The 18,822-nt window shown below is 62.3% G+C and carries 17 protein-coding genes; 5 read left to right on the top strand and 12 right to left on the bottom strand.

The window, feature by feature from the left end; all coding sequences use genetic code 11:
* Positions 1-192: 192 nt before the first annotated feature.
* The 3 genes from F3J17_RS22330 to F3J17_RS22320 all read left to right on the top strand — a co-directional run bounded on the left by F3J17_RS22330 (position 193) and on the right by F3J17_RS22320 (position 3,400).
* On the top strand, positions 193-1,356 hold the full coding sequence (locus F3J17_RS22330; RefSeq protein WP_167063832.1) for a flagellin: 1,164 nt from the start codon (positions 193-195) through the stop codon (positions 1,354-1,356).
* A gap of 142 nt (positions 1,357-1,498) precedes the next feature.
* Positions 1,499-3,070, top strand: coding sequence for a flagellar filament capping protein FliD (fliD, locus tag F3J17_RS22325; RefSeq protein ID WP_167063829.1), 1,572 nt, complete (start codon positions 1,499-1,501; stop codon positions 3,068-3,070).
* 30 nt (positions 3,071-3,100) lie between these two features.
* Complete coding sequence (locus tag F3J17_RS22320) at positions 3,101-3,400, top strand: flagellar protein FliT (RefSeq protein ID WP_167063826.1); 300 nt, start codon at positions 3,101-3,103, stop codon at positions 3,398-3,400.
* A 19-nt stretch (positions 3,401-3,419) separates the two neighbouring features.
* Here the strand turns inward: F3J17_RS22320 and F3J17_RS36480 are convergent, their stop codons facing one another.
* Positions 3,420-3,542 carry a hypothetical protein gene (locus F3J17_RS36480; protein WP_275692917.1) on the bottom strand — a complete coding sequence of 41 codons (123 nt, stop codon included), beginning with the start codon at positions 3,540-3,542 and terminating at the stop codon, positions 3,420-3,422.
* 89 nt (positions 3,543-3,631) lie between these two features.
* Here F3J17_RS36480 and F3J17_RS22315 point away from each other — a divergent pair, with 89 nt between their 5' ends.
* Complete coding sequence (locus F3J17_RS22315) at positions 3,632-6,691, top strand: tetratricopeptide repeat protein (protein ID WP_205194906.1); 3,060 nt, start codon at positions 3,632-3,634, stop codon at positions 6,689-6,691.
* A gap of 163 nt (positions 6,692-6,854) precedes the next feature.
* Here the strand turns inward: F3J17_RS22315 and F3J17_RS22310 are convergent, their stop codons facing one another.
* Positions 6,855-8,120 (bottom strand): glycosyltransferase family 4 protein, encoded by a 1,266-nt coding sequence (locus F3J17_RS22310; protein WP_167063824.1) that lies wholly within the window; start codon positions 8,118-8,120, stop codon positions 6,855-6,857.
* A 384-nt stretch (positions 8,121-8,504) separates the two neighbouring features.
* On the opposite strand from F3J17_RS22310, the gene F3J17_RS22305 reads away from it, so the two are divergent.
* Positions 8,505-9,656 carry a DegT/DnrJ/EryC1/StrS family aminotransferase gene (locus tag F3J17_RS22305; protein WP_167063821.1) on the top strand — a complete coding sequence of 384 codons (1,152 nt, stop codon included), beginning with the start codon at positions 8,505-8,507 and terminating at the stop codon, positions 9,654-9,656.
* A 94-nt stretch (positions 9,657-9,750) separates the two neighbouring features.
* Here the strand turns inward: F3J17_RS22305 and F3J17_RS22300 are convergent, their stop codons facing one another.
* Genes F3J17_RS22300 through F3J17_RS22255 form a run of 10 tightly spaced genes read right to left on the bottom strand, consistent with a single transcriptional unit; the run spans position 9,751 to position 18,811 of the window.
* Entirely contained in the window at positions 9,751-10,728 is a 978-nt protein-coding gene (locus F3J17_RS22300; protein ID WP_167063818.1) for a transketolase C-terminal domain-containing protein, read from the bottom strand.
* A gap of 13 nt (positions 10,729-10,741) precedes the next feature.
* Positions 10,742-11,566 carry a transketolase gene (locus F3J17_RS22295; protein WP_240161110.1) on the bottom strand — a complete coding sequence of 275 codons (825 nt, stop codon included), beginning with the start codon at positions 11,564-11,566 and terminating at the stop codon, positions 10,742-10,744.
* A gap of 14 nt (positions 11,567-11,580) precedes the next feature.
* Positions 11,581-12,327 carry a glucose 1-dehydrogenase gene (locus F3J17_RS22290; RefSeq protein ID WP_167063815.1) on the bottom strand — a complete coding sequence of 249 codons (747 nt, stop codon included), beginning with the start codon at positions 12,325-12,327 and terminating at the stop codon, positions 11,581-11,583.
* Positions 12,328-12,362: 35 nt separating this feature from the next.
* On the bottom strand, positions 12,363-12,785 hold the full coding sequence (locus F3J17_RS22285) for a gluconate 2-dehydrogenase subunit 3 family protein (protein WP_167063812.1): 423 nt from the start codon (positions 12,783-12,785) through the stop codon (positions 12,363-12,365).
* A complete protein-coding gene (locus F3J17_RS22280; RefSeq protein ID WP_167063809.1) occupies positions 12,782-14,395 on the bottom strand; it encodes a GMC family oxidoreductase in 1,614 nt (537 codons plus the stop codon). The genes F3J17_RS22285 and F3J17_RS22280 overlap by 4 nt, the downstream gene beginning before the upstream one ends.
* Positions 14,392-14,865 (bottom strand): 3-hydroxyacyl-ACP dehydratase FabZ, encoded by a 474-nt coding sequence (gene fabZ, locus F3J17_RS22275; protein ID WP_167063806.1) that lies wholly within the window; start codon positions 14,863-14,865, stop codon positions 14,392-14,394. The genes F3J17_RS22280 and fabZ overlap by 4 nt, the downstream gene beginning before the upstream one ends.
* 23 nt (positions 14,866-14,888) lie before the next feature.
* The gene (locus F3J17_RS22270; RefSeq protein ID WP_167063803.1) at positions 14,889-16,115 is read right to left on the bottom strand and encodes an acyl-CoA reductase; all 1,227 of its coding nucleotides are present in this window, start codon (positions 16,113-16,115) and stop codon (positions 14,889-14,891) included.
* Entirely contained in the window at positions 16,096-17,178 is a 1,083-nt protein-coding gene (locus F3J17_RS22265) for an acyl-protein synthetase (protein WP_167063800.1), read from the bottom strand. Before F3J17_RS22265 ends, F3J17_RS22270 begins: the two co-directional genes overlap by 20 nt.
* A complete protein-coding gene (locus F3J17_RS22260) occupies positions 17,157-18,575 on the bottom strand; it encodes an AMP-binding protein (RefSeq protein ID WP_167063797.1) in 1,419 nt (472 codons plus the stop codon). The genes F3J17_RS22265 and F3J17_RS22260 overlap by 22 nt, the downstream gene beginning before the upstream one ends.
* Positions 18,572-18,811 (bottom strand): acyl carrier protein, encoded by a 240-nt coding sequence (locus F3J17_RS22255; RefSeq protein ID WP_167063794.1) that lies wholly within the window; start codon positions 18,809-18,811, stop codon positions 18,572-18,574. Before F3J17_RS22255 ends, F3J17_RS22260 begins: the two co-directional genes overlap by 4 nt.
* Positions 18,812-18,822: the final 11 nt, after the last annotated feature.

Raw genomic sequence — 18,822 nt, 5'->3', positions numbered from 1 at the left:
ATACGCAGGAAGCCGGCGACGAGCAAAGGTTTTATGCGTGCTGCAAATGAGGTCTCGAATGTTTGCGCTTCTCCCTCAAGTTTTCTGCACCCACGCCGTCAACCTTTACTGAGGCGGCCAGCAATGAACCCAGGCTTCCGCCGAAGTCATTGTGGCTTGTAACGGGCTAATCGCCCGACTAGGAGAATTTCCATGCTCGGAATTAACAGCAACATCAACTCGCTGGTTGCACAACAAAACCTGACCAGCTCGGGCAGCGCACTGTCGCAAGCTATTACCCGTCTGTCGTCGGGTAAGCGCATCAACAGCGCAGCTGACGATGCAGCAGGTCTCGCAATCTCGAACATCATGCAGACCCAGATCAACGGTCTGAATCAAGGTGTGTCGAACGCGAACGACGGCGTGTCGATGGTGCAAACCGCATCGAGCGGCCTGTCGTCGCTGACCAGCAGCCTGCAACGTATCCGCCAGCTGGCCACGCAAGCGACCAACGGCTCGATGACCGATGACGACCGCGCAGCACTGCAACAGGAAGTGACGCAGCAGGTTTCGGAAATCAACCGTATCGCATCGCAAACGACGTACAACGGCATGAACGTGCTGAACGGCACGCTGGGTTCGGTGTCGTTCCAGGTTGGCGCGAACGTCGGTCAGACGATCACGCTGAACCTGTCGCAAAACATGTCGGCAGCATCGGTTGGCAGCGGCGTGCCGCAAGCTGGCCAGACCCTTGGCACGTTCACGGGCCTGAGCCTGAACTCGTCGGGTGGCGCAGTGTCGAGCGGTACGGCTGCAATCACGTCGATCAACGTGGTTTCGGACGGCAGCGGCGGCTTCTCGTTCACCGACCAGAACAACAGCGCACTGTCGTCGTCGGCAGTTTCGGCTCTGTTCACGGGCGGCACGGTGAGCGGCAACAGCATCGTCGGTTCGGGCACGGCGCTGACGCTGGGTGACTCGGCTCTGAGCGGCCTGGGCACCGCAGGCGGTTCGGCTACCGACGCAGCAGTGGTGTCGCAAGTCAACGCGTACAACACGCCGTCCACGGTCGCTAACGTTGACATCAGCACGCAAAGCGGCGCTTCGATGGCAATGGAATCGGTCGACAACGCACTGAACGTCCTGAACAACCTGCAGGCAACGCTCGGCGCAGCACAGAACCGTTTCACGGCAATCGGCACGACGCAGCAAGCTCAGTCGACCGACCTCTCGACGGCACAATCGTCGATCCAGGACGCTGACTTCGCACAAGAAACGGCTAACCTGTCGAAGGCTCAGGTTCTGCAGCAAGCTGGTATCTCGGTTCTGGCGCAAGCGAACTCGCAACCGCAACAGATCCTGAAGCTCCTCCAGTAAGAGCTTCTCGCAGCAAACGCCACACGCTCTCCCGCATTAACCGGTGCGTGTGGCGCAAACCAGTCGGGAGGCTCGCCTCCCGATTGGCATTTTCCCGATCTGAACCGATTCACCCGACATCGCCCAAGCAGGGAGTCTGTCCATGTCCACCGTCAATACGGCCGCCAGCACGATCGCGAGCACCGTCGCCGCCACTACTGCGTCATCGAATGCCGCGCTGCAGGAAGCCGCCCAGTCGATCATCAGCGGCTCGACCGGCAACTCGACCATGGACGTGAGCTCGCTCGTCTCGGCGCTCGTCAACGCAAAGATCGCCGGCCAGGCCGCGACCATCGCGACCTCGCAGTCGACCGACAACACCCAGATTTCCGCCTACGGCACGCTCTCGGCAGCGCTCTCAGCGCTTCAGGCAAGCCTCGGCACGCTTTCCGACGGCACCACCGTCAACGCTTTCTCCGCGACCACCAGCGGCACCGGCATCACGGCGACGGCCGCGAGCGGCGCGGTGGCCGGCACGTATTCGCTCGATGTGGCGCAGATCGCGAAGGCCCAGGTGCTCACCTCCAAGGGCTACGGCGCGACGACCGCACTCGCAAGCGGATCGGCGACGATGACGCTCTCCGTCAACGGCCAGAGCACGACGATTTCGCTGAACAGCTCGAACAGCACCATTTCCGGCATCGCATCGGCGATCAACAGCGCGAGCAACAATCCGGGCGTCACGGCTTCGGTCGTGAACGGCGCGGACGGCGCCCACCTGGTGCTGCACTCGACCACGACCGGCTCGACCAATGGCATCAGCGTCGCGATCAGCGACTCGGCTTCCGGCGACGCCCTGAACAACCTGGCCGTGAACACGACCTCGGGTACGTCGCTGACGGGTAACGCCAGCGCGACCTCGGCAAACCTCACGGCGAACCAGTCGACCATCGACAACACGACGTACTGGACCCAGTCGACGGCGGCGCAAGACGCGTATTTCACGATCGACGGCACGGGCGTCACCAGCTCAACCAACACTGTCACCTCCGCGCTGTCGGGCGTGACGCTGAGCCTCTCGGCTGCATCGGTCGACACGACCGGCTCGTCGCCGCAGACGCTCACGATCGCTCAGAACACCAGCGCACAGTCGAGCGCAATCAACAACTTCGTCACGCTGTACAACACGCTCGTGACGGCGATGGGCACGCTGACCTCCTTCAGCTCGACGGCGACCTCGCAAGGCGTGCTGCTCGGTGACTCGACGCTGAACATGATCCAGAACCAGCTCGCGACGATCGTGGCAACCGGTGTGAAGAACGGCAACACGACCACCAGCCTGGCGTCGATCGGCGTCACGCTGGGCGCGGACGGCACGCTCTCGATCGACAGTGACACGCTTAACAGCGCGCTGCAGAACAACCAGTCGACGATCGCCACGCTGTTCAATTCGACCAACGGCGTTGCCGAGCAGTTGAACACGAACATCGCAAACTATCTGTCGAGCACGGGTGTCATTGCGACGCGCACCAATGCGCTCAACACCGATCTGACGAATCTGACGACGCAGCAGACGAATCTCACGGACTATCAGACGCAGCTGACCAGCATGTACACTGCGCAGTTCACGGCGCTGAACACGCTGATGGCAACGATGAACAGCAACCAGCAGTACCTGACGCAGTTGTTCGGCGGCACCAACAGCGCGGGTGCGCTGGCTACCAACAAGAGCTAACGCGAGCAAACGGATCAAGGGGCGCAAGTCATGGACGCACAGACCGGCATCGAACGCATCTGGCAATTCACCAAGGCCATCGAGCAGGCGGCAGCCGTGGGCGAATGGGAACAGGCGGCACTGCTTACGGATGCGCGTTCGCCGCTTTTGATGTCGCTGGGCGCGCAGCAATCGCCCGCGGTGCTCGCGCAACTGCGTGAGATTCACGCGATCAACGGGCGTGTTGCCGAAGCGGCGCAAGTCGCGCAACGCACGCTCGGCGCGGAGTATCAGGCGAGCATGCGCGCGACGCGTAACGTCAGCCAGTATCAGCGCATCGCGCAATTCTGACCCCCGATTCGACTCGCTCTTAAGCGCCTTCGCGGCGCAGGCGCATCAAAAAGCCCGCTTCGTGCGGGCTTTTTCTTTTGGCGCTTTTTTTGATTGCGCAGACGGGCGAGGCACGCGGTTGACTCGTCAAATTGGCGGTCATTTTGACTCCATCTCGGCGCATCGCCGCACAGTCCCCCGCCTCATAATTCTTCCAACTTCCGCTCCAGGACGCGTTCGCGCGCCTTCGTCATGACCGCCTTCCCCACCTTGAACGACACGACCACGCTCACCCCCGACGCGCAGCGGGAACAGGATATTGATCTCGTGATGCAGGCTGCGATCGAACATCATCGCAAGCAGGAATACGCCGATGCCGCCGCGCTCTACGCCGCGGTGCTCGATGCCGACAGCGATCACGTCGACGCGAACTATCACATGGGCGTGCTGCGCATGCAGACGGGACTGCCCGCCGAAGCGATACCCCATTTCGAGCTGGTGCTCGGCCATACGCCGAATTTCGCGCAACTCTGGGTCTACTATTTCAACGCGCTCGTCGGCAGCGGGCAGCACGAAGCAGCGCGCGCCTCGCTTGAACTCGCACTGCAATGCGGCGTGCCAGCCGACGCGATCGCCGTATTGCGTGAGCGGCTTGCGGTGGAAGGCAATCAAGCCGCCCCGTCGGCGCCTGCAACCGCACAAGCGTGCACCGAGGCGCCGCCCCCCGCCAGCGACGCCGATCCACGCCGCGCAACCGCCGCGCAAATGCAGGAATACGCGGATCTCTTCAACGCCGGCAAGATTGACGCAGCGCTAGAGGTCGCACGCCGCCTGACCGACGCCAACCCGGGACACGGCGAATGCTGGCTCGCGCTCACGCATGCACTGCAGCGCAACGGCCGCTTCGCGGAGTCCGTGAGTGCCGCCGAGCCGGCCGCGCGCCTGCTGCCCAATCAGGTCATCGCACAAACGATGCTGGCCGATGCGCTCTACATCACGCGTCAGTTCCAGCGCGCGCAGGAGCACTGCCGCAAGGCAATCGAGCGGCATCCGGAATGCGCCGCCCTGTATCGCACGCTGGGCGCAACGCTCCAGGTGATCGGCCGAAGCGCAGAGGGCATCGCCAACATTCGCCGCGCCGTCGAACTTGCCCCGCATGATGCGCTCGAACTCGACGCGCTCGGCAATGCGCTGTCGCAGCACGGCGAGTATGACGAAGCCGAAGTCGCGTTCCGCCGCGCTCTCGAAATGGCACCCACGCAGGCGCCGACCAACAGCAACCTGCTGTTCAGCCTGATGCACAAGCACGATCTCGACGCGCCGCGTGCCTTCGCCGAATTCCGTGCGTTCGCCGAGCGTTTCGAGACGCCGCTGCGCGCGAAGTGGCCCAAGCACACCAACGAGCGTGATCCGGCGAAGCCCTTGAAGATCGGCTTCGTTTCCGGCGATCTGTTCGATCACCCGGTTGCATACTTCCTGCTGTCGGTGGTCGAACACCTGGCACTGGATCCGAATCTGTCGCTGCACTTCTATTCGAACTATGCGGCGAGCGACTACTTCACTCACAAGATCCGCGCGCACGCGGCGAGCTGGCGCGAAGTCTTCGGCATGAGCGACGAAGTGGTCGCACAGACGATCCGCAACGACGGCATCGACATCCTGATCGACCTTTCGGGCCATACTGGCCGTAACCGGCTTGTCGCATTCGCGCACAAGCCTGCACCGGTGCAGGTCGGCTGGATCGGCAATCCCGCGACGACGGGACTGACCGCAATCGACTATTACCTGTCGGATCGCTTCGTCACGCCGCTCGAACAATTTGCGAGCCAGTTCTCGGAAAAGCTCGTCTTCCTGCCGGCGCTTGCGCCATTCAAGCCGCACCCTGAAGCGCCGGACGTCAATGAACTGCCTGCGCTGAAGAACGGTTATCTGACCTTCGGCAGCTTCAGCCGAATCGTAAAGATCGGGCCGGAGGTCGTCGCACTGTGGGCGCGTGTGCTGCGCGAATTGCCCACCTCGCGCATGCTGGTTGGCGCAATTGCATCGACCGAGCAAATGAGCAAAATCGCCGGCATGTTCGAAAAGGAAAACATCGACGCGAACCGGATCAGTTTCTTGCAGCGCAAGAGCGTGACGAACTACCTGCAGCAGCATCACCTGGTGGACGTCTGTCTCGACGCGTTCCCGTTCGCGGGCTCGACCACGACCATGCACGCGCTCTGGATGGGCGTGCCGACCATGACGCTGCCGGGCTATTCGATGGCGAGCCGCGGCAGCACGGGTTGGCTCTCGCATCTCGGCCTCGAAGACGCATTCGTCGCGACCGATAAGGACGATTTCGTGCGCAAGTGCGCCGCACTCGCCGCCGATCCGGAAGCGCTTGCCGCGGTTCGCCGCGAACTGCGCCCGCACTGCATGCAGTCGCCGATCGTCAGTGCCAGCACCATCGCCAATGCCGCTTCGCGTGCGCTGCGCACGATGTGGCAACGCTGGTGCGACGGACTCGCGCCCGAGCACTTCGAGGTCGAAGCACTGCCGCAGGACACATCAGCAGCACGAAACGAGGCGCCTGCGCGCGCCACTGCGCCCATCACGTCGATCGGCATGACGACCGTGGTGCCGGCCAACCGCAAGCCGATCCGTCTCGTATGCGGCACCCGCAGCAGCCGCGAGCGCTTCTCGACCGACACGGCGCTGGGCCGCTCGCTCAAACTCTACGCACACCTGCCCGACCTCGAACTTCAGCTGTTCGACAGCAACTCGCGTGGCTTGTCGACCATCTACAACGAAGCAATCGAAGACGCGAAGCAGAACCCGGCGCACCTCGTCTTCATTCACGACGATGTCTGGCTTCAGGATTTTTTCTGGGCCGAACGTATCCGCGAATCGCTTGCGCGCTTTGACGTAGTGGGTCTCGCCGGCAATCTGCGCCGCGCTGCCCGCCAGCCGTCCTGGGCCTTCACGCCGGAACTCAAGTGGGACGATCGCAAATATCTGAGCGGCACCGTCGGACACGGCAAGGGCTTTCCCTGCGATATCGCCTCGTATTTCGGTCCGTCCGGCCAGGAGTGCAAACTGCTCGACGGCCTGCTGCTGGCCGCGGATAGCGAAACCCTGTCGCGCAGCGGTCTGCGCTTCGACGAACAGTTCGCTTTCCACTTTTACGATCTGGACTTCTGCCGCCAGGCGGAGCTGAAGCGCCTGCGCATGGGCACCTGGCCGATCGCCGTCGTGCACGAGAGCGGCGGCGCGTTCAACTCGCCGGGATGGCGCGCGGGGTACGACCAATACCTGCGTAAATACGGCGATTAAACTGAGCCTTCAACATTACGCAGCAAAGCAAAAGCCGGGTTTCGTGGAAAGACGAAACCCGGCTTTTTTTCGAAAGGGCACAAAATAAAAAGCGCGCCGAAGCGCGCCTTTCATTCACTATCGGCAGCTAGAAGCCGTTCCTCATGAAAACGTCCCGACTCGCTCACAGCCCGGCAAGCGACGTTCCAGCTTCGGCGATCCTCAGCCATTGGATTTCCTTATGTGCGGCAACCGCCTCTACCACAGCGGGATATTCTTTGGCGGTCGTCTTCAGATAACGCAAACGTGGGGTCCACTCAGGAACCGCGGCATCCTGTGTAGTCAGTACGACCACCAGAAGGTCTTTCACGCGATCGGCGTCGATACTTTGCAAAGATTGCTCAATTTGCTGACCGTCGCCGGCGGGATCGAGCAGCAGAATGCCGGGCGTGAGCGACGCGGTTGCAGGCGCCTGTCCGATACTTGCAGGCCGGTTGCTCGCCGTTTCCGGCTGCGTTTCTGCCTTCTGGCCGCTGCCATGCGACACCACGGTCGCCTGATTGCGCGATAACACCTTGCGAGACGCCGCCTGCGTGCTTTCGACGAACCAAGGGAGCTGCGCTGCAAATACGCCCATCTGACTCGTCACGATCGGATGTACGACGCCCACCGTCGCAGCGGCACGGAGCAGTCCATTGCGCTCATTCGCCATAGCGGAACCATTGGTGCCGAACATGAAACTATCCGGCGTTTCCCGCAGACCACCCTCGTTCATGAAGATGACCGGACAGCCGCACATCATCGCCTCGACGCACACGGCGGACAGCTCATAGCTGTAGAGAACCTTGCCCGTTTGAAGTTTCGCCGCCAGTTCGGCCAAAGAAACGGGGTTTGCCATCGACAGGAGTTCGGTGCCAGGAGGAAAGCGGGAAAAGTCGATTTTCTCCAGCGGATATCGGTATTGAAAGACAAACGTCTTGTCTTTCGACTTCGCCGGATCTGGCTTGAACAGATTCGTATCGAGAACAGGCAGGTACAGATACTCGACCTCGTCTTTCTTCTTGTCCCCAATGAAATTCTGGGAGTAGTAGAAGATCAGGTCGTCCTCGCCTTCGTTCAAAGGTTGTCCCGTCAGACGACCGATGGTGTTCAGAATGTACCGGACACACACCTGCGCCCCTAACGGATTGCCGGACACGACCTCCGGGTACACGACGATCGGAACGACTCCGCGCTGGCGATGACTCTCTGCGTGTTGCGCCGACAGAACGGGCGTCTGCAGCGCCGGATTGACCACAGCAGTGCCAACGATATACGCCTCATGGCCGCGGCTGTTCAGTTCATGACAAAGCGTATGCAGAACAACAATGCCAGCGGACGTTTCGCGATACGCAGGCGCGTAAATATAGTAAGGATGCTGTGCTGGATGAGGCGAAGCGCTAGTCGACATAATTCGCGGAAGTACGGTTTAGTGGCTGCATACCGGGGGGCAGAGGCGAATCGGCGAAGCAGCGGCGCCAGTCGGTCATTCACGGGCGCGATAGGGCTGCTTCCGCAGTTAACGGAATCCAGCGCACCGTTCTGAAGTACTCAGTGGTCCGCCGATCGCGCGATCGGCACGCCGCGCCCGGAACAATAGCGAGGTTCGCTCGAAAGCGCTGCGGTCAATCCGCGAAAATGACAGGCATTTGGGCTCTAGCTCGGCCCTTGGTGCGGCACACGGCAACGCGATAATCAACCATATTGCCCTGGCTTGCTTGCGTTGCCCCTCCGGACCAAGCAGCGGTTGCCAGCAAGCCCATGCGACAAGACTGCGAGACCCAGACCGCGAACCATGAATGCCAGCCTCCCCGCCGAGTCCCTACCCGATCTCGCGCTTGAACGCATCTATGTCACCCAGCCGCATCTTCCGCCGCTGAGCGAATTCGTCCCGTATCTGGAGAAAATCTGGGAGAGCCGGGTGCTCACCAATGGCGGCCCGTTCCATCAGCAGTTCGAACAGGCACTGAGTGAATATCTCGGCGTCGAACACCTCGCGCTCTTCTCCAATGGCACGTTGGGTCTCGTGACAGCGCTGCAGGCGCTTCGCATTACCGGCGAAGTCATTACGACACCGTATTCCTTCGTCGCGACGGCACATTCGCTGCTGTGGAACGGCGTCAAGCCGGTATTCGTCGACGTCGATCCGAGAACGCTGAACATGGATCCCGCGAAGATCGAAGCGGCCATCACGCCGCAGACCACCGCGATCATGCCCGTGCATTGCTACGGCTATCCATGCGATATCGACGCGATCCAGCGCATTGCGGACAACTACAATCTCAAGGTCATCTACGACGCCGCGCATGCGTTCGGCGTGCGCAACGAAACGGGCAGCATCCTGCGCGCAGGCGATCTCTCGGTGCTGAGCTTCCACGCAACGAAGGTGTTCAACACCTTCGAGGGCGGCGCGATCATCTGCCCGGATGCGAAAACGAAACAACGTATCGACCACCTGAAGAACTTCGGCTTCGTCGATGAAACCACGGTCGTGGCGCCAGGCATCAACGGCAAGATGAGTGAGATCAACGCCGCGTTCGGCCTGCTGCAGCTTGAGCATATCGACGAAGCGCTGGCGCGCCGCGCCGAGATTGCCCGCCGCTACTGCGAGCAGCTCGCCAACGTGCCGGGCATTCGTTGCCTGCCGGCATGCGAGCGCGGCATCGCGAATCACGCATACTTCCCGATTCTCGTGGAAGACAACTATCCGCTCGATCGCGACGCGCTTTACGATGCGTTCCGCCGCCGGGATGTGATCGTGCGCCGATACTTCTATCCGCTGATTTCCGACTTCCCGATGTACCGCGGCCTGCCCTCTGCGCAGCGCGCGAATTTGCCGGTCGCCGCCGAAGCTGCACGCAAGGTGCTGTGCCTGCCGATTTTTCCCGCACTGACGCTTGAACAGCAGGACCGCATCGTCGATCTCATCGCGACGCACGCGCAATAGTTGACGCCCGCAGACGCATCCGCTTTCACCCGCTTGCGGGCATAAAAAAGCCCGCTTTCGACGAAGCGGGCTTTTTCTTTTCGGACGCGAGTTCTCAGTCGCTTTCCGCCATCGCCGCACGAATGCGTCCGGCGATCTTTTCCGCCACGAGACCGTGCTTCTCCAGCAGATAGCGGTATTCGCCCGCCTTGTCGAAACGGTCGGGCAGGCCGATCAACACCTGCGGGGGCGCGTTGCGCTTCGTCGCCTTATATTCGGCAACCGCACTGCCCAGACCGCCAATGACCGAATGTTCCTCCACCGTCGCAAGCAGCTTCGAGTGCGCCATGGCGGCATCGATGGCAGCCGTGTCGATCGGCTTGAGCGTGTGCATGTTGACGACGCCCACGGAGAGCCCTTCGGCCTCCAGCAGCTTTGCGGCGCCGAGCGATTCGTAGACCATCGTGCCATTCGCGACGATGGTCACATCCGAGCCTTCGCGCAGCGTATGTGCGCGGCCGATCTGGAAATCGTAGTCTTCGGTATAGACGGGCGGATTATTGACCGCGCCGGTGAGGCGGATGTACATCGGCCCTTCGAATGTCGCAGCCGCCTCGACCACCTTGAAGATCTCGGCGCAATCCGCCGGGCACACCACAGTCATATTGGGAATGGCGCGCATGACCGCCGCGTCTTCAATGCCGTAGTGCGAGTTGCCGAGAAACGCCATCGACACGCCGCTGCCAATCGCCACGGCCTTCACGTTCATCTCCATATAGCCGAGATTCATGCGGATCTGCTCAGCCGCTCGCATGGAGATGAACGGAGCGAACGAGGTCGCGAACACGTTGTAGCCTTCCTTCGCGAGACCCGCAGCCACTCCGATCATGTTCTGTTCAGCAATGCCGACGTTCAGGAAGCGCTCCGGAAAGGCCTTCTTGAAACGGTCGAGCCCCGACGAATTGCCGAGATCAGCCGACATCACCATCAGGTCCGGATGCTGTTCGGCGATCGACAGCACAGCCTGACCGAACACGCCGCGCGAACCGAGCCGCGACCATTGGCGCGCATTGCTCGCGTTGATTTCCACCATCTTCAGATCTCCCTTACTCCACCAGCGCGCCGAGTTCGGCAAGCGCGAGCTCGTAGTTCGCGCGCGTGAGCCGGTTGTGATGCCATTCGTTGTTGTTTTCCATGAAGGAAACGCCCTTGCCCTTGACCGTATGCGCGACGACCGCGAGCGGCATGCCCGTCGCCGGAGCAGTCTCGAAGGCAGGCACGATCTGGTCGACATTGTGACCGTCCACTTCGCGCACGTCCCACCCGAAGGCGCGCAGGCGCGCAGCGAGATCGCCGAAATCGATGATCTGCGTCGAGTCGCCATCGCTTTGCAGCTTGTTGTAGTCGATGACGACGGCAAGGTTGTCGAGCCGCAGTTGCGCCGCTGCCATGAATGCCTCCCACACCGAGCCTTCGTTGCATTCGCCGTCGCCCAGCAGCACGAATGCGCGGAACGACTCGCGCTTCTTCTTCGCTGCAAGCGCAATGCCGACCGCCATCGAAAGGCCCTGGCCTAGACTGCCGTTCGACGACTCGATGCCGAGGTCGAGGTTCATCACCGGATGGGCGATCAGGTCGCTCTCGTTAGTCTTGAACGTGTTGAAGGTCGCCTCGTCAATGAGGCCGGCCGCCAGCAGCGCCGGGAAATAGCCGAGCACGCCGTGGCCTTTGCTCAGAATGAAACGGTCGCGCTGGGCCCAGTGCGGGTCGTTACGGTCGTAGCGCAGCACGCGCGCGTAGAGCGTCGCCATGATTTCGACCATCGACAGACCGCCGCCCAAATGGGCGCTCTGGTTGCAATGATGGGCGATGTCGAGAATCTTGTGGCGCATGACGAGCGCCATGCGGTCGATATCGGGGTAGGCACTCATGAGAAGTCCTTGGATCAAACGATGCCGCCGTCCACGCGCAGAATCTGCCCGGTGACGAACGATGAGAGGTCGGACGCAAGGAACAGCGCCACGTTTGCCACGTCCTGCGGTTCGGCCGCGCGCTTGAGCGCGGAAGCCGCGACGAGTTGTTCGCGCGCGGCCTCGGCCATCTGCTCGAACATTTCCGTGCGCGTGGGACCCGGCGCGATGGCATTCACGCGGATACCGCTTGCGCCCAACTCGGTCGCCATACTCTGCGTGGCGCGCGCAAACGCCGCCTTGCTGGCGCCATAGGCGAGCGTACCGGGGTCGGCGATCATTGCAGCCGTGGAAGCAAGGTTGATGATCGAGCCTGACCTGTTGCGCGCCATCAGCCGAGCAAGCCCCTGGCTCAGCAGGATCTGGCTGAAGACGTTGATCTCGAAGAGACGGCGCAGCTCGGTCATTGACGTCATCTGCATGATCGCGCCGCTCGCCACGCCCGCGTTGTTGACGAGCACATCGATGCGTGGCGACACGGCCATGATCGATTTGATCGCAGCCTTGATCGAGGCCTCGTCGGCTAGATCGAGCGCGATGGTCTGCACGCGAGCGAAGTGCTCGGCCTCAAGCGTCGCGAGCCATTGCATCACCGCCGGTGCGGCGGGGTCGCGCACGCACGCGAGCACGCGCGCGCCATTGGCGAGAAAGGTTCGCGTGATCGCTTCGCCGATTCCGCGATTTGCGCCGGTAACGACGGCCACTTTGTTATTGAGCAACATCGGAGTGTCCTGAGGGTTCATGGGGGCACCCACGCCTAAGCCGGGCCGGCCGGACGCCAGATTGGACCACGCTCGTACACTGGCTCAAGAATCGTCCAGTCGTCGGCGGGAAGCTCAGCGCCCGTGGGAAACGGTGGCACCGGGCCCGCTGAAATGGCGTGCAGCACATTGCGGTCCGTGTAATACGCGCGCATGGCGTGCGTAACGAACGCGGAGAACACCCGTACGTCAGCGAGCTTGCAGGCGTTGATCGCGGCCAGACGCCCCGTGGCGTCGAGCGCTTCGAACGGTTGCTGGTAGCGCTCAAGCGCCACACGCGCAAGCATGTCGAGAAAGGCGTCAACCTGCTGCGTCAGGCAATGACGCAGCTGATAACCCTCGAAATCGATGGCCGATGCGCCAGGCACACCGAGCACAGGGTCGCCGGGCAGCATCGCGTCCAGTACCAGTTCGATCATCGTCCGCTCTCCATCAGCGTGTGCAGGTTGCGCTGCAGGTGGTCGCATGCCATCAGCGTCAGTGCCTGCGCCGTCGCGACGGGATTCACCGCGCCAGCCGTCACGAAGATACTGCTGTCCACAACGAAAAGGTTTTTCACCGCATGCGCCTGGCCATAGCGATTCACGACGGAAGTCGCGGGATCATCGCCCATGCGCGCAGTGCCCATCAAATGCCAGCCGGTGTGGCGCACCGGCGCAAACGACGACACAACTTTTGCGCCTGCCGCAGCGAACACAGCCTTGCTCGCGTCGATACCATGTTTGAGCATGCGCTTCGTGTTCTCGCCGAGGCGATACGTGATTTTCACGCCCGGCATGCCGCTCGAATCGCAATGCGCGTAGTCGAGTTCGACGCGATTTTCCAGCTCCGGCAGATCTTCGCTGATCACCGCGATGCCGACCGTGCGGTTGTAAAGCTGCGCGAAGCGTTTGTGATGATCGGGGCCGAGCGGTACCTGCCGCATGAAGTACCCAGACACCGCCGTTTCCGCAGGCGGCGCGCCACGCAGCACCTGCATGGTGTAGCCACGCACGAAGTCACGTTCGGGCGAGGTTTCGTAGAACTGCTGGCTGAGCATGCACGCGCCATGCGGCCCGAAGCTCGATTGCAGATCGTCTTCGAACACGCCCTCCGTATAGGCGAGTGGATGCAGCATGAGATTGCGGCCCACGAGACCATTGTCGTTGAGCAGGCCGTCCGGAAACGCGCTCGACTTCGAGTTGAGCAGGAGACGCGGCGTGCCGACGCCGCTGCATGCCACCACCACCACGCGCGCGTCGAGCCGCTGCTCGGCGCCCGTCTCATCGGTGTAGAGCACGCCATTGGCGAGCCCGCGCGCATCGAGCGTGATCTCGCGCACGCGGCATTGCGTGCGCACCTCCACGCCCTGGCGCTGCGCCTCGGGCCAGTACGTGACATCCACACTCGCTTTCGCACCTTGCGCGCAGCCGGTGTTGCACGGCCCCAGATTAATGCAGGCGCCGCGATTGCCGTGTCGATGTGTGTTAATCGCCGCATACGAAGGCCACCAGTGCCAGCCAAGCGCGTTGAACGCACCTGCCATCGCACGACCTGCCGACCCAAGCGGCACAGGCGGGAGCAACGATTCGTAGTCCGGATTGGCTGGATCGCCGACCAGCCCCGCCACGCCCATCATGCGTTCGTTTTCGGCGAAGAAAGGCTGGAGTGCTTCGTAGTCGAGGGGCCAGTCGTCGCCGACGCCGTCGAGGCTGCGCGTGCGGAAGTCCGACGGATGAAAACGCGGGAAATGCGCGGAATAGAGGATCGTGCTGCCGCCGAAGCCGTTGAAGTTCGCAATCGAAATCGGCGAGGCTGTGTCGTCGATCGGATAGTCGGCTGAGTTCTGGCGCACGGCCGGATTCGAGCTGTACGCACCGGCGCGCGCGAGCTCCCAGTCGATTTTCGTCGACGGATACTCAGACGGCTGCGTGCGCGCGCCCTGCTCAAGGCAAACGATGCGCAGGCCGCGCGAGCGCGAAAGCGCCCAGGCGGCGGCGGCGCCGCTCGCGCCCGAACCGACGATCACGATGTCCGCGACATCGCTCATGCCGATGCGGCCTTCGCTGGAAGGAACTGCTCGAGGATCTCGGGAATCGTGATCAGCATGTCGGCTTCGCAGGCGATCTCGCCGTCCACGCGCGCGATGCCGCGCCCCTTGCAGATGCCGCGCCGCCACGACAGCACTTCGGTCTCGATCTCGAACTTCTTGCCCGGCAGCACCTCCTTGCGATAGCGCACCGTGTGCTGGAGCGCGTGCGTGACCTTGCCCTTGAGGCCCGGCAGCGTCGTGATCGCGACGGTCAGCATCTGCGCGAGCGCTTCAAGCTGCAACGCGCCCGGCATATTGGGGCCGCCCGGAAAGTGCACCGGGAAGTACCACTCGTTCATCGTCAGGTTCTTGTAGCCGCGCGCGTACTTGCCCGGCAGGACCTCGTCAACGTGGTCGATCATCAGGAAGGGATAGCGATTCGGCTGGTAGGCCTGAAGTTCGATGCAATTGAGGCTGAAGCTTTCCATCTGTATCTCCGGTGCAGCGCGGGTCATTGAATGTCGACCACGCGCGAGAGACTGGCGACGATGTCGTAGCCGTCCCACACGATATTCATGTCTAGTGCCCGACCCACCGGAACTACACGGTCAACACCGCGCAGACGCCGCGCGATGATGAAGTCTCGCAGCGCAGTGGGCTCAAGGCCAAAGTAAGTCAGGGTCTGGTAGCGCTCGTTGATGACCGGCGCAAGCTCATCGAGCGACGCGAGCGTCACCTCGTGGATCGTGCCGAAATAGCCGCGATAGCTGTCCTGCTCTTGCACGAGTTCCGAAAGTCCGATCCGGTAAAGCACGTTGCCGTGCTGCTCGACTGCAAGCGCCCGCTCGTTACCCATCGCATGGCGGCATGCATCGACGTACTTGTCCATCATCTGCACCGCGCTCGCCGCGTAGCGAGAGCGCGCGTATTGCGCGAACATCGGCCACAGGCGCGCCTGTGCAGTAGCGACATCTTGCGCGGCACCGATCCACGCGACGAGCTGTGGCGACGAGCACGCCGCCTGGTCCATCAGATACAGGTCGTTGTAGAGACGCCCGCACAGCGCAAGCATATCCGCATGATCTAACGCGAGCACCGCGCGCGGATCCATTGCGCAAAACGAGTAGCGATCGGGGAAGGCCACTTCCCGCGAGCGCGCCCGGCAAGGCAGGCTACGCATATGCTCGACGGTGGCGTCGCCACCCCACACCACGCGAGCATCAGCAGCGGCGAGCCAGAAGCGGTTCACATCGTCGTCGTGCTCGAAACGCGTAACGAGCAGCCCTTGAGCCAGCTCCCGATACTTTTGTTCACCGAGCAATTGCGTGAGCGCGCCTACGATTCGCCCGGTCGTTTCCGCGGGCTTCGACGACAGCCGCAGTACGCAGGTGTTGCCCGATAGCAGCCCGAACGCGAGTGAGAACGCGAAGTTCACCGGCACGTTCGACGGACAGATGTGAAACGAGAGACCGAGACCGAGCCGCACCGTATTCGGCAATTCGCCCGCGGCATACTTGTTTGCGAGTTGCGCGAGATTCGCGCGGCGGCACCAGTAGGCAAATGTGACGACGTCTGGCAGCGCGCGCGCCTGCGGATGCGCGAGCAGCACGCGCGAAAGGTCTGCGAGAAAGTCGAGCCGCAGCGGATCGAACACCGGCGCGGGCGCGCAGGACACCTGCTGCGGATCGCCGACAACGATGTCGAGCTTCGCGCGAATATCAGCGGGAATACGTATCACTGCAGCCCCTCGTTTCGGCGTTCTGGATGCGGCCATGCACCTTGAAATACGTGCCTTTACGTCCGCACGGGCAGTCGTCTACGCCTACGATCTCGCCCTCGTCCTCGCTCAGCAGCGAATGGCCCGGATAGCTGTGCGGAATAACGGAAAGCAACTGGATCAGCCCGCGTTGGCCGGCCGGCAGCACGCCAAAATCGACGGGATCGCGCACGATCACGTCCGACCACGATGAAGCATGTTGATGACCATGCTCGCATTCGACGAATATCGAGCCGGTCTGCTCGACCATGCCATAGTAGTTGTGCACACGCGTGAGTCCGGCGACTGCGCCGATGCGCTGGCGAAACGCCTCGGCACTGACCGCCTGCGACTGCAACTGCTTCCAGCCACCACCGTGGATCAGGATGCCCTGCTGGAGCGGTAGGGTTTCGCCACTGGCTTCGAGCGCCAGCACGAGATGCAACCACACCACGAAGGTGAAACCGAACATCAGGATCGGCTGGTCGGGGTATTTCGCGAGGAAGGCGCGCACGCGTTCGATGTTGAGCGACATGTCGTCGTCGAGCGCAAATTCGACATCGCGGCCGAACATCGAAAAACCCTGGATGCCCGCCGTGCGCGCGGAAAAACGATAACGGTTTGCTACCGTCGCACGGCAGTCGATCACGAGCATCGGCAGGCGTTTCGGGCCAATCAGGTCGCCAACGATGCGCGCCAGCACTTTCACCTGCAGCGCGGCGGTCTGCCTGTCGAGAAAAATCTGAGAGACGCTTTGGCCGCTTGTGCCCGACGAGGTCATGGTCTTGACGACCTCGGTTTGCGGCACGCTCAGCAGCGTTTCATGCTTGAAGAGCCGCACCGGCAGGAACGGCAGCGCAGCAAGCGATGTTGCGGCACGCGCGTGACCGAACTTGTCGAGGATCGCGCGATACCCCGCACATCCTTCGTAGTGCAGACCGGTCAGGCGGTGCAGTTCGCGCAGCAGGCTTTCATCCTTTTCCGACTTCGCCACGCCATACACTGGCCACTGCAGGACGTCGTTCAGGACAACTGGCTCAGACATGGGTAGTCCACCTTTCCTGTTGGCAGGCGCGGTAGTTCGGTCAACGTGTTCACGGCAATCGCCGACGGATGCACGCCGATGCGCTGCGCGAGATCGGCGCGCAAGGTCGGCGCGCTCCATTGCGGAGCCTGCTCGGCATGAATCACGAGCTTGTCGTCCGCACCGTGCGCCGCACACACCACGCCCATGTCAGCGACGATCCGCTCCACTGCGTCGAGCGAGACGCGCACGCCGAAAATTTTCAGAAAGCGCCGACGTCGGCCTTCGATGTAGAAGCAGTTGTCTTCGTCGGCGCGCGCGAGGTCGCCCGTGCGCAGCACTCCATGATTGACATCGCCGAGCGCGAGGTCATCGGCGCAACCGGCGTAGCCCATCGAGACATTCGGGCCCGCGTAGATCAGCTCGCCGACCTCTCCTCTTGCGTCGAGCACGCGACCTTCATCGTTTTCCAGCCACAGGCGGCCGCCGGGGATCGCGCGGCCGATACTTCCTGGCTTGCGTTCAATGTCCTCGGGCGCGAGATACGCGATGCGCGCAGTCGCCTCGGTCTGCCCGTACATCGGAAAGAAACGGATATTCCTGGCGCGGCAGATTTCGGCAACCTGAGCGAGCTTCGCCGCGTCGAGGCGCCCGCCCGCCTGCGTAAGCATGCGCACGGACGGCATCTCGATGCGCGCGAGCCGCAGTTTAAGCAGGATGTCATAGCTGAACGGCACGCCCGCGAAGCTCGTCACGCGCTGCTCGTTGACCTGACGCCAGAACGCGCCGTCCATCAGCGAGCGTCTCGACAGCACGATGGACGCACCCACACGCAGGTGACTGTTGATGACGGAGAGGCCGTATGAATAGTTCATCGGCAACGAAGTGATCGCGCGTTCATCGCAGGTAATACCGAGGTACTGCGCGATCGAGTCCGCGTTCGCCGCGAGATTGGCCATCGTCAGTCGCACGAGCCTGGGCGAGCCCGTCGAGCCGGAGGTCGCAAGCAGCAATGCGAGATCGGCATGGAGTTCAGGGCTGGGTGCAACCGTGCCCGGCAAGCGATAGAGCCCATAATCGCCTTCCTCGCGCACAAGCGCGGCGCCGTCCGGCAAGGTCGCGCTCACCGGCATGAAAACGAGCGACGGCCGATAGACGCCCATCAGCCGCGCGAGCTGCGCTTCGTGAATATTGCGAGCGAGCAGGAGCGCAACCGCTCCGCCGCACTGCGCGCCGAGATAGCAGAGCATCGTCGGCAGGTCGTTATCGCCCACGACAAACACCAACTCGCCGGCGGCCAGATCTGCCGCCCAATCTTCGATGGCCTCGTGCAGCCCGGCATAGCTCAGCGCGCGCCCGTCCTCTTCGATGAAGGCGGGGCGCTGCAGATGCTCGCGGCTGATGAGGCTCACTCTCATACTTCGACGCCGTACTTCTTGAGTTTGTCGATGCCGATGGTGTATGAGCCGAATTCAATGATGTCCTCGGTCTCCATCATGATGCCGAAAGCGTCTTCGAGCGCCGCAATCATGCCCATGTGGCCGACCGAATCCCACGCTGGCACGCACTGATAGACGAATTGATCGTTCAGTGCGTCCTGCGGGACCGCGAAGCAGTCCATAAACACCTTGTCGTACGTTGCCTTGTTAGTCATGTTGGTTACCA

The organism is Burkholderia sp. Ax-1719 (assembly GCF_011753055.1).
Taxonomy (GTDB): Bacteria; Pseudomonadota; Gammaproteobacteria; order Burkholderiales; family Burkholderiaceae; genus Paraburkholderia.
This window is presented reverse-complemented; position numbering and strand designations above follow the sequence as displayed.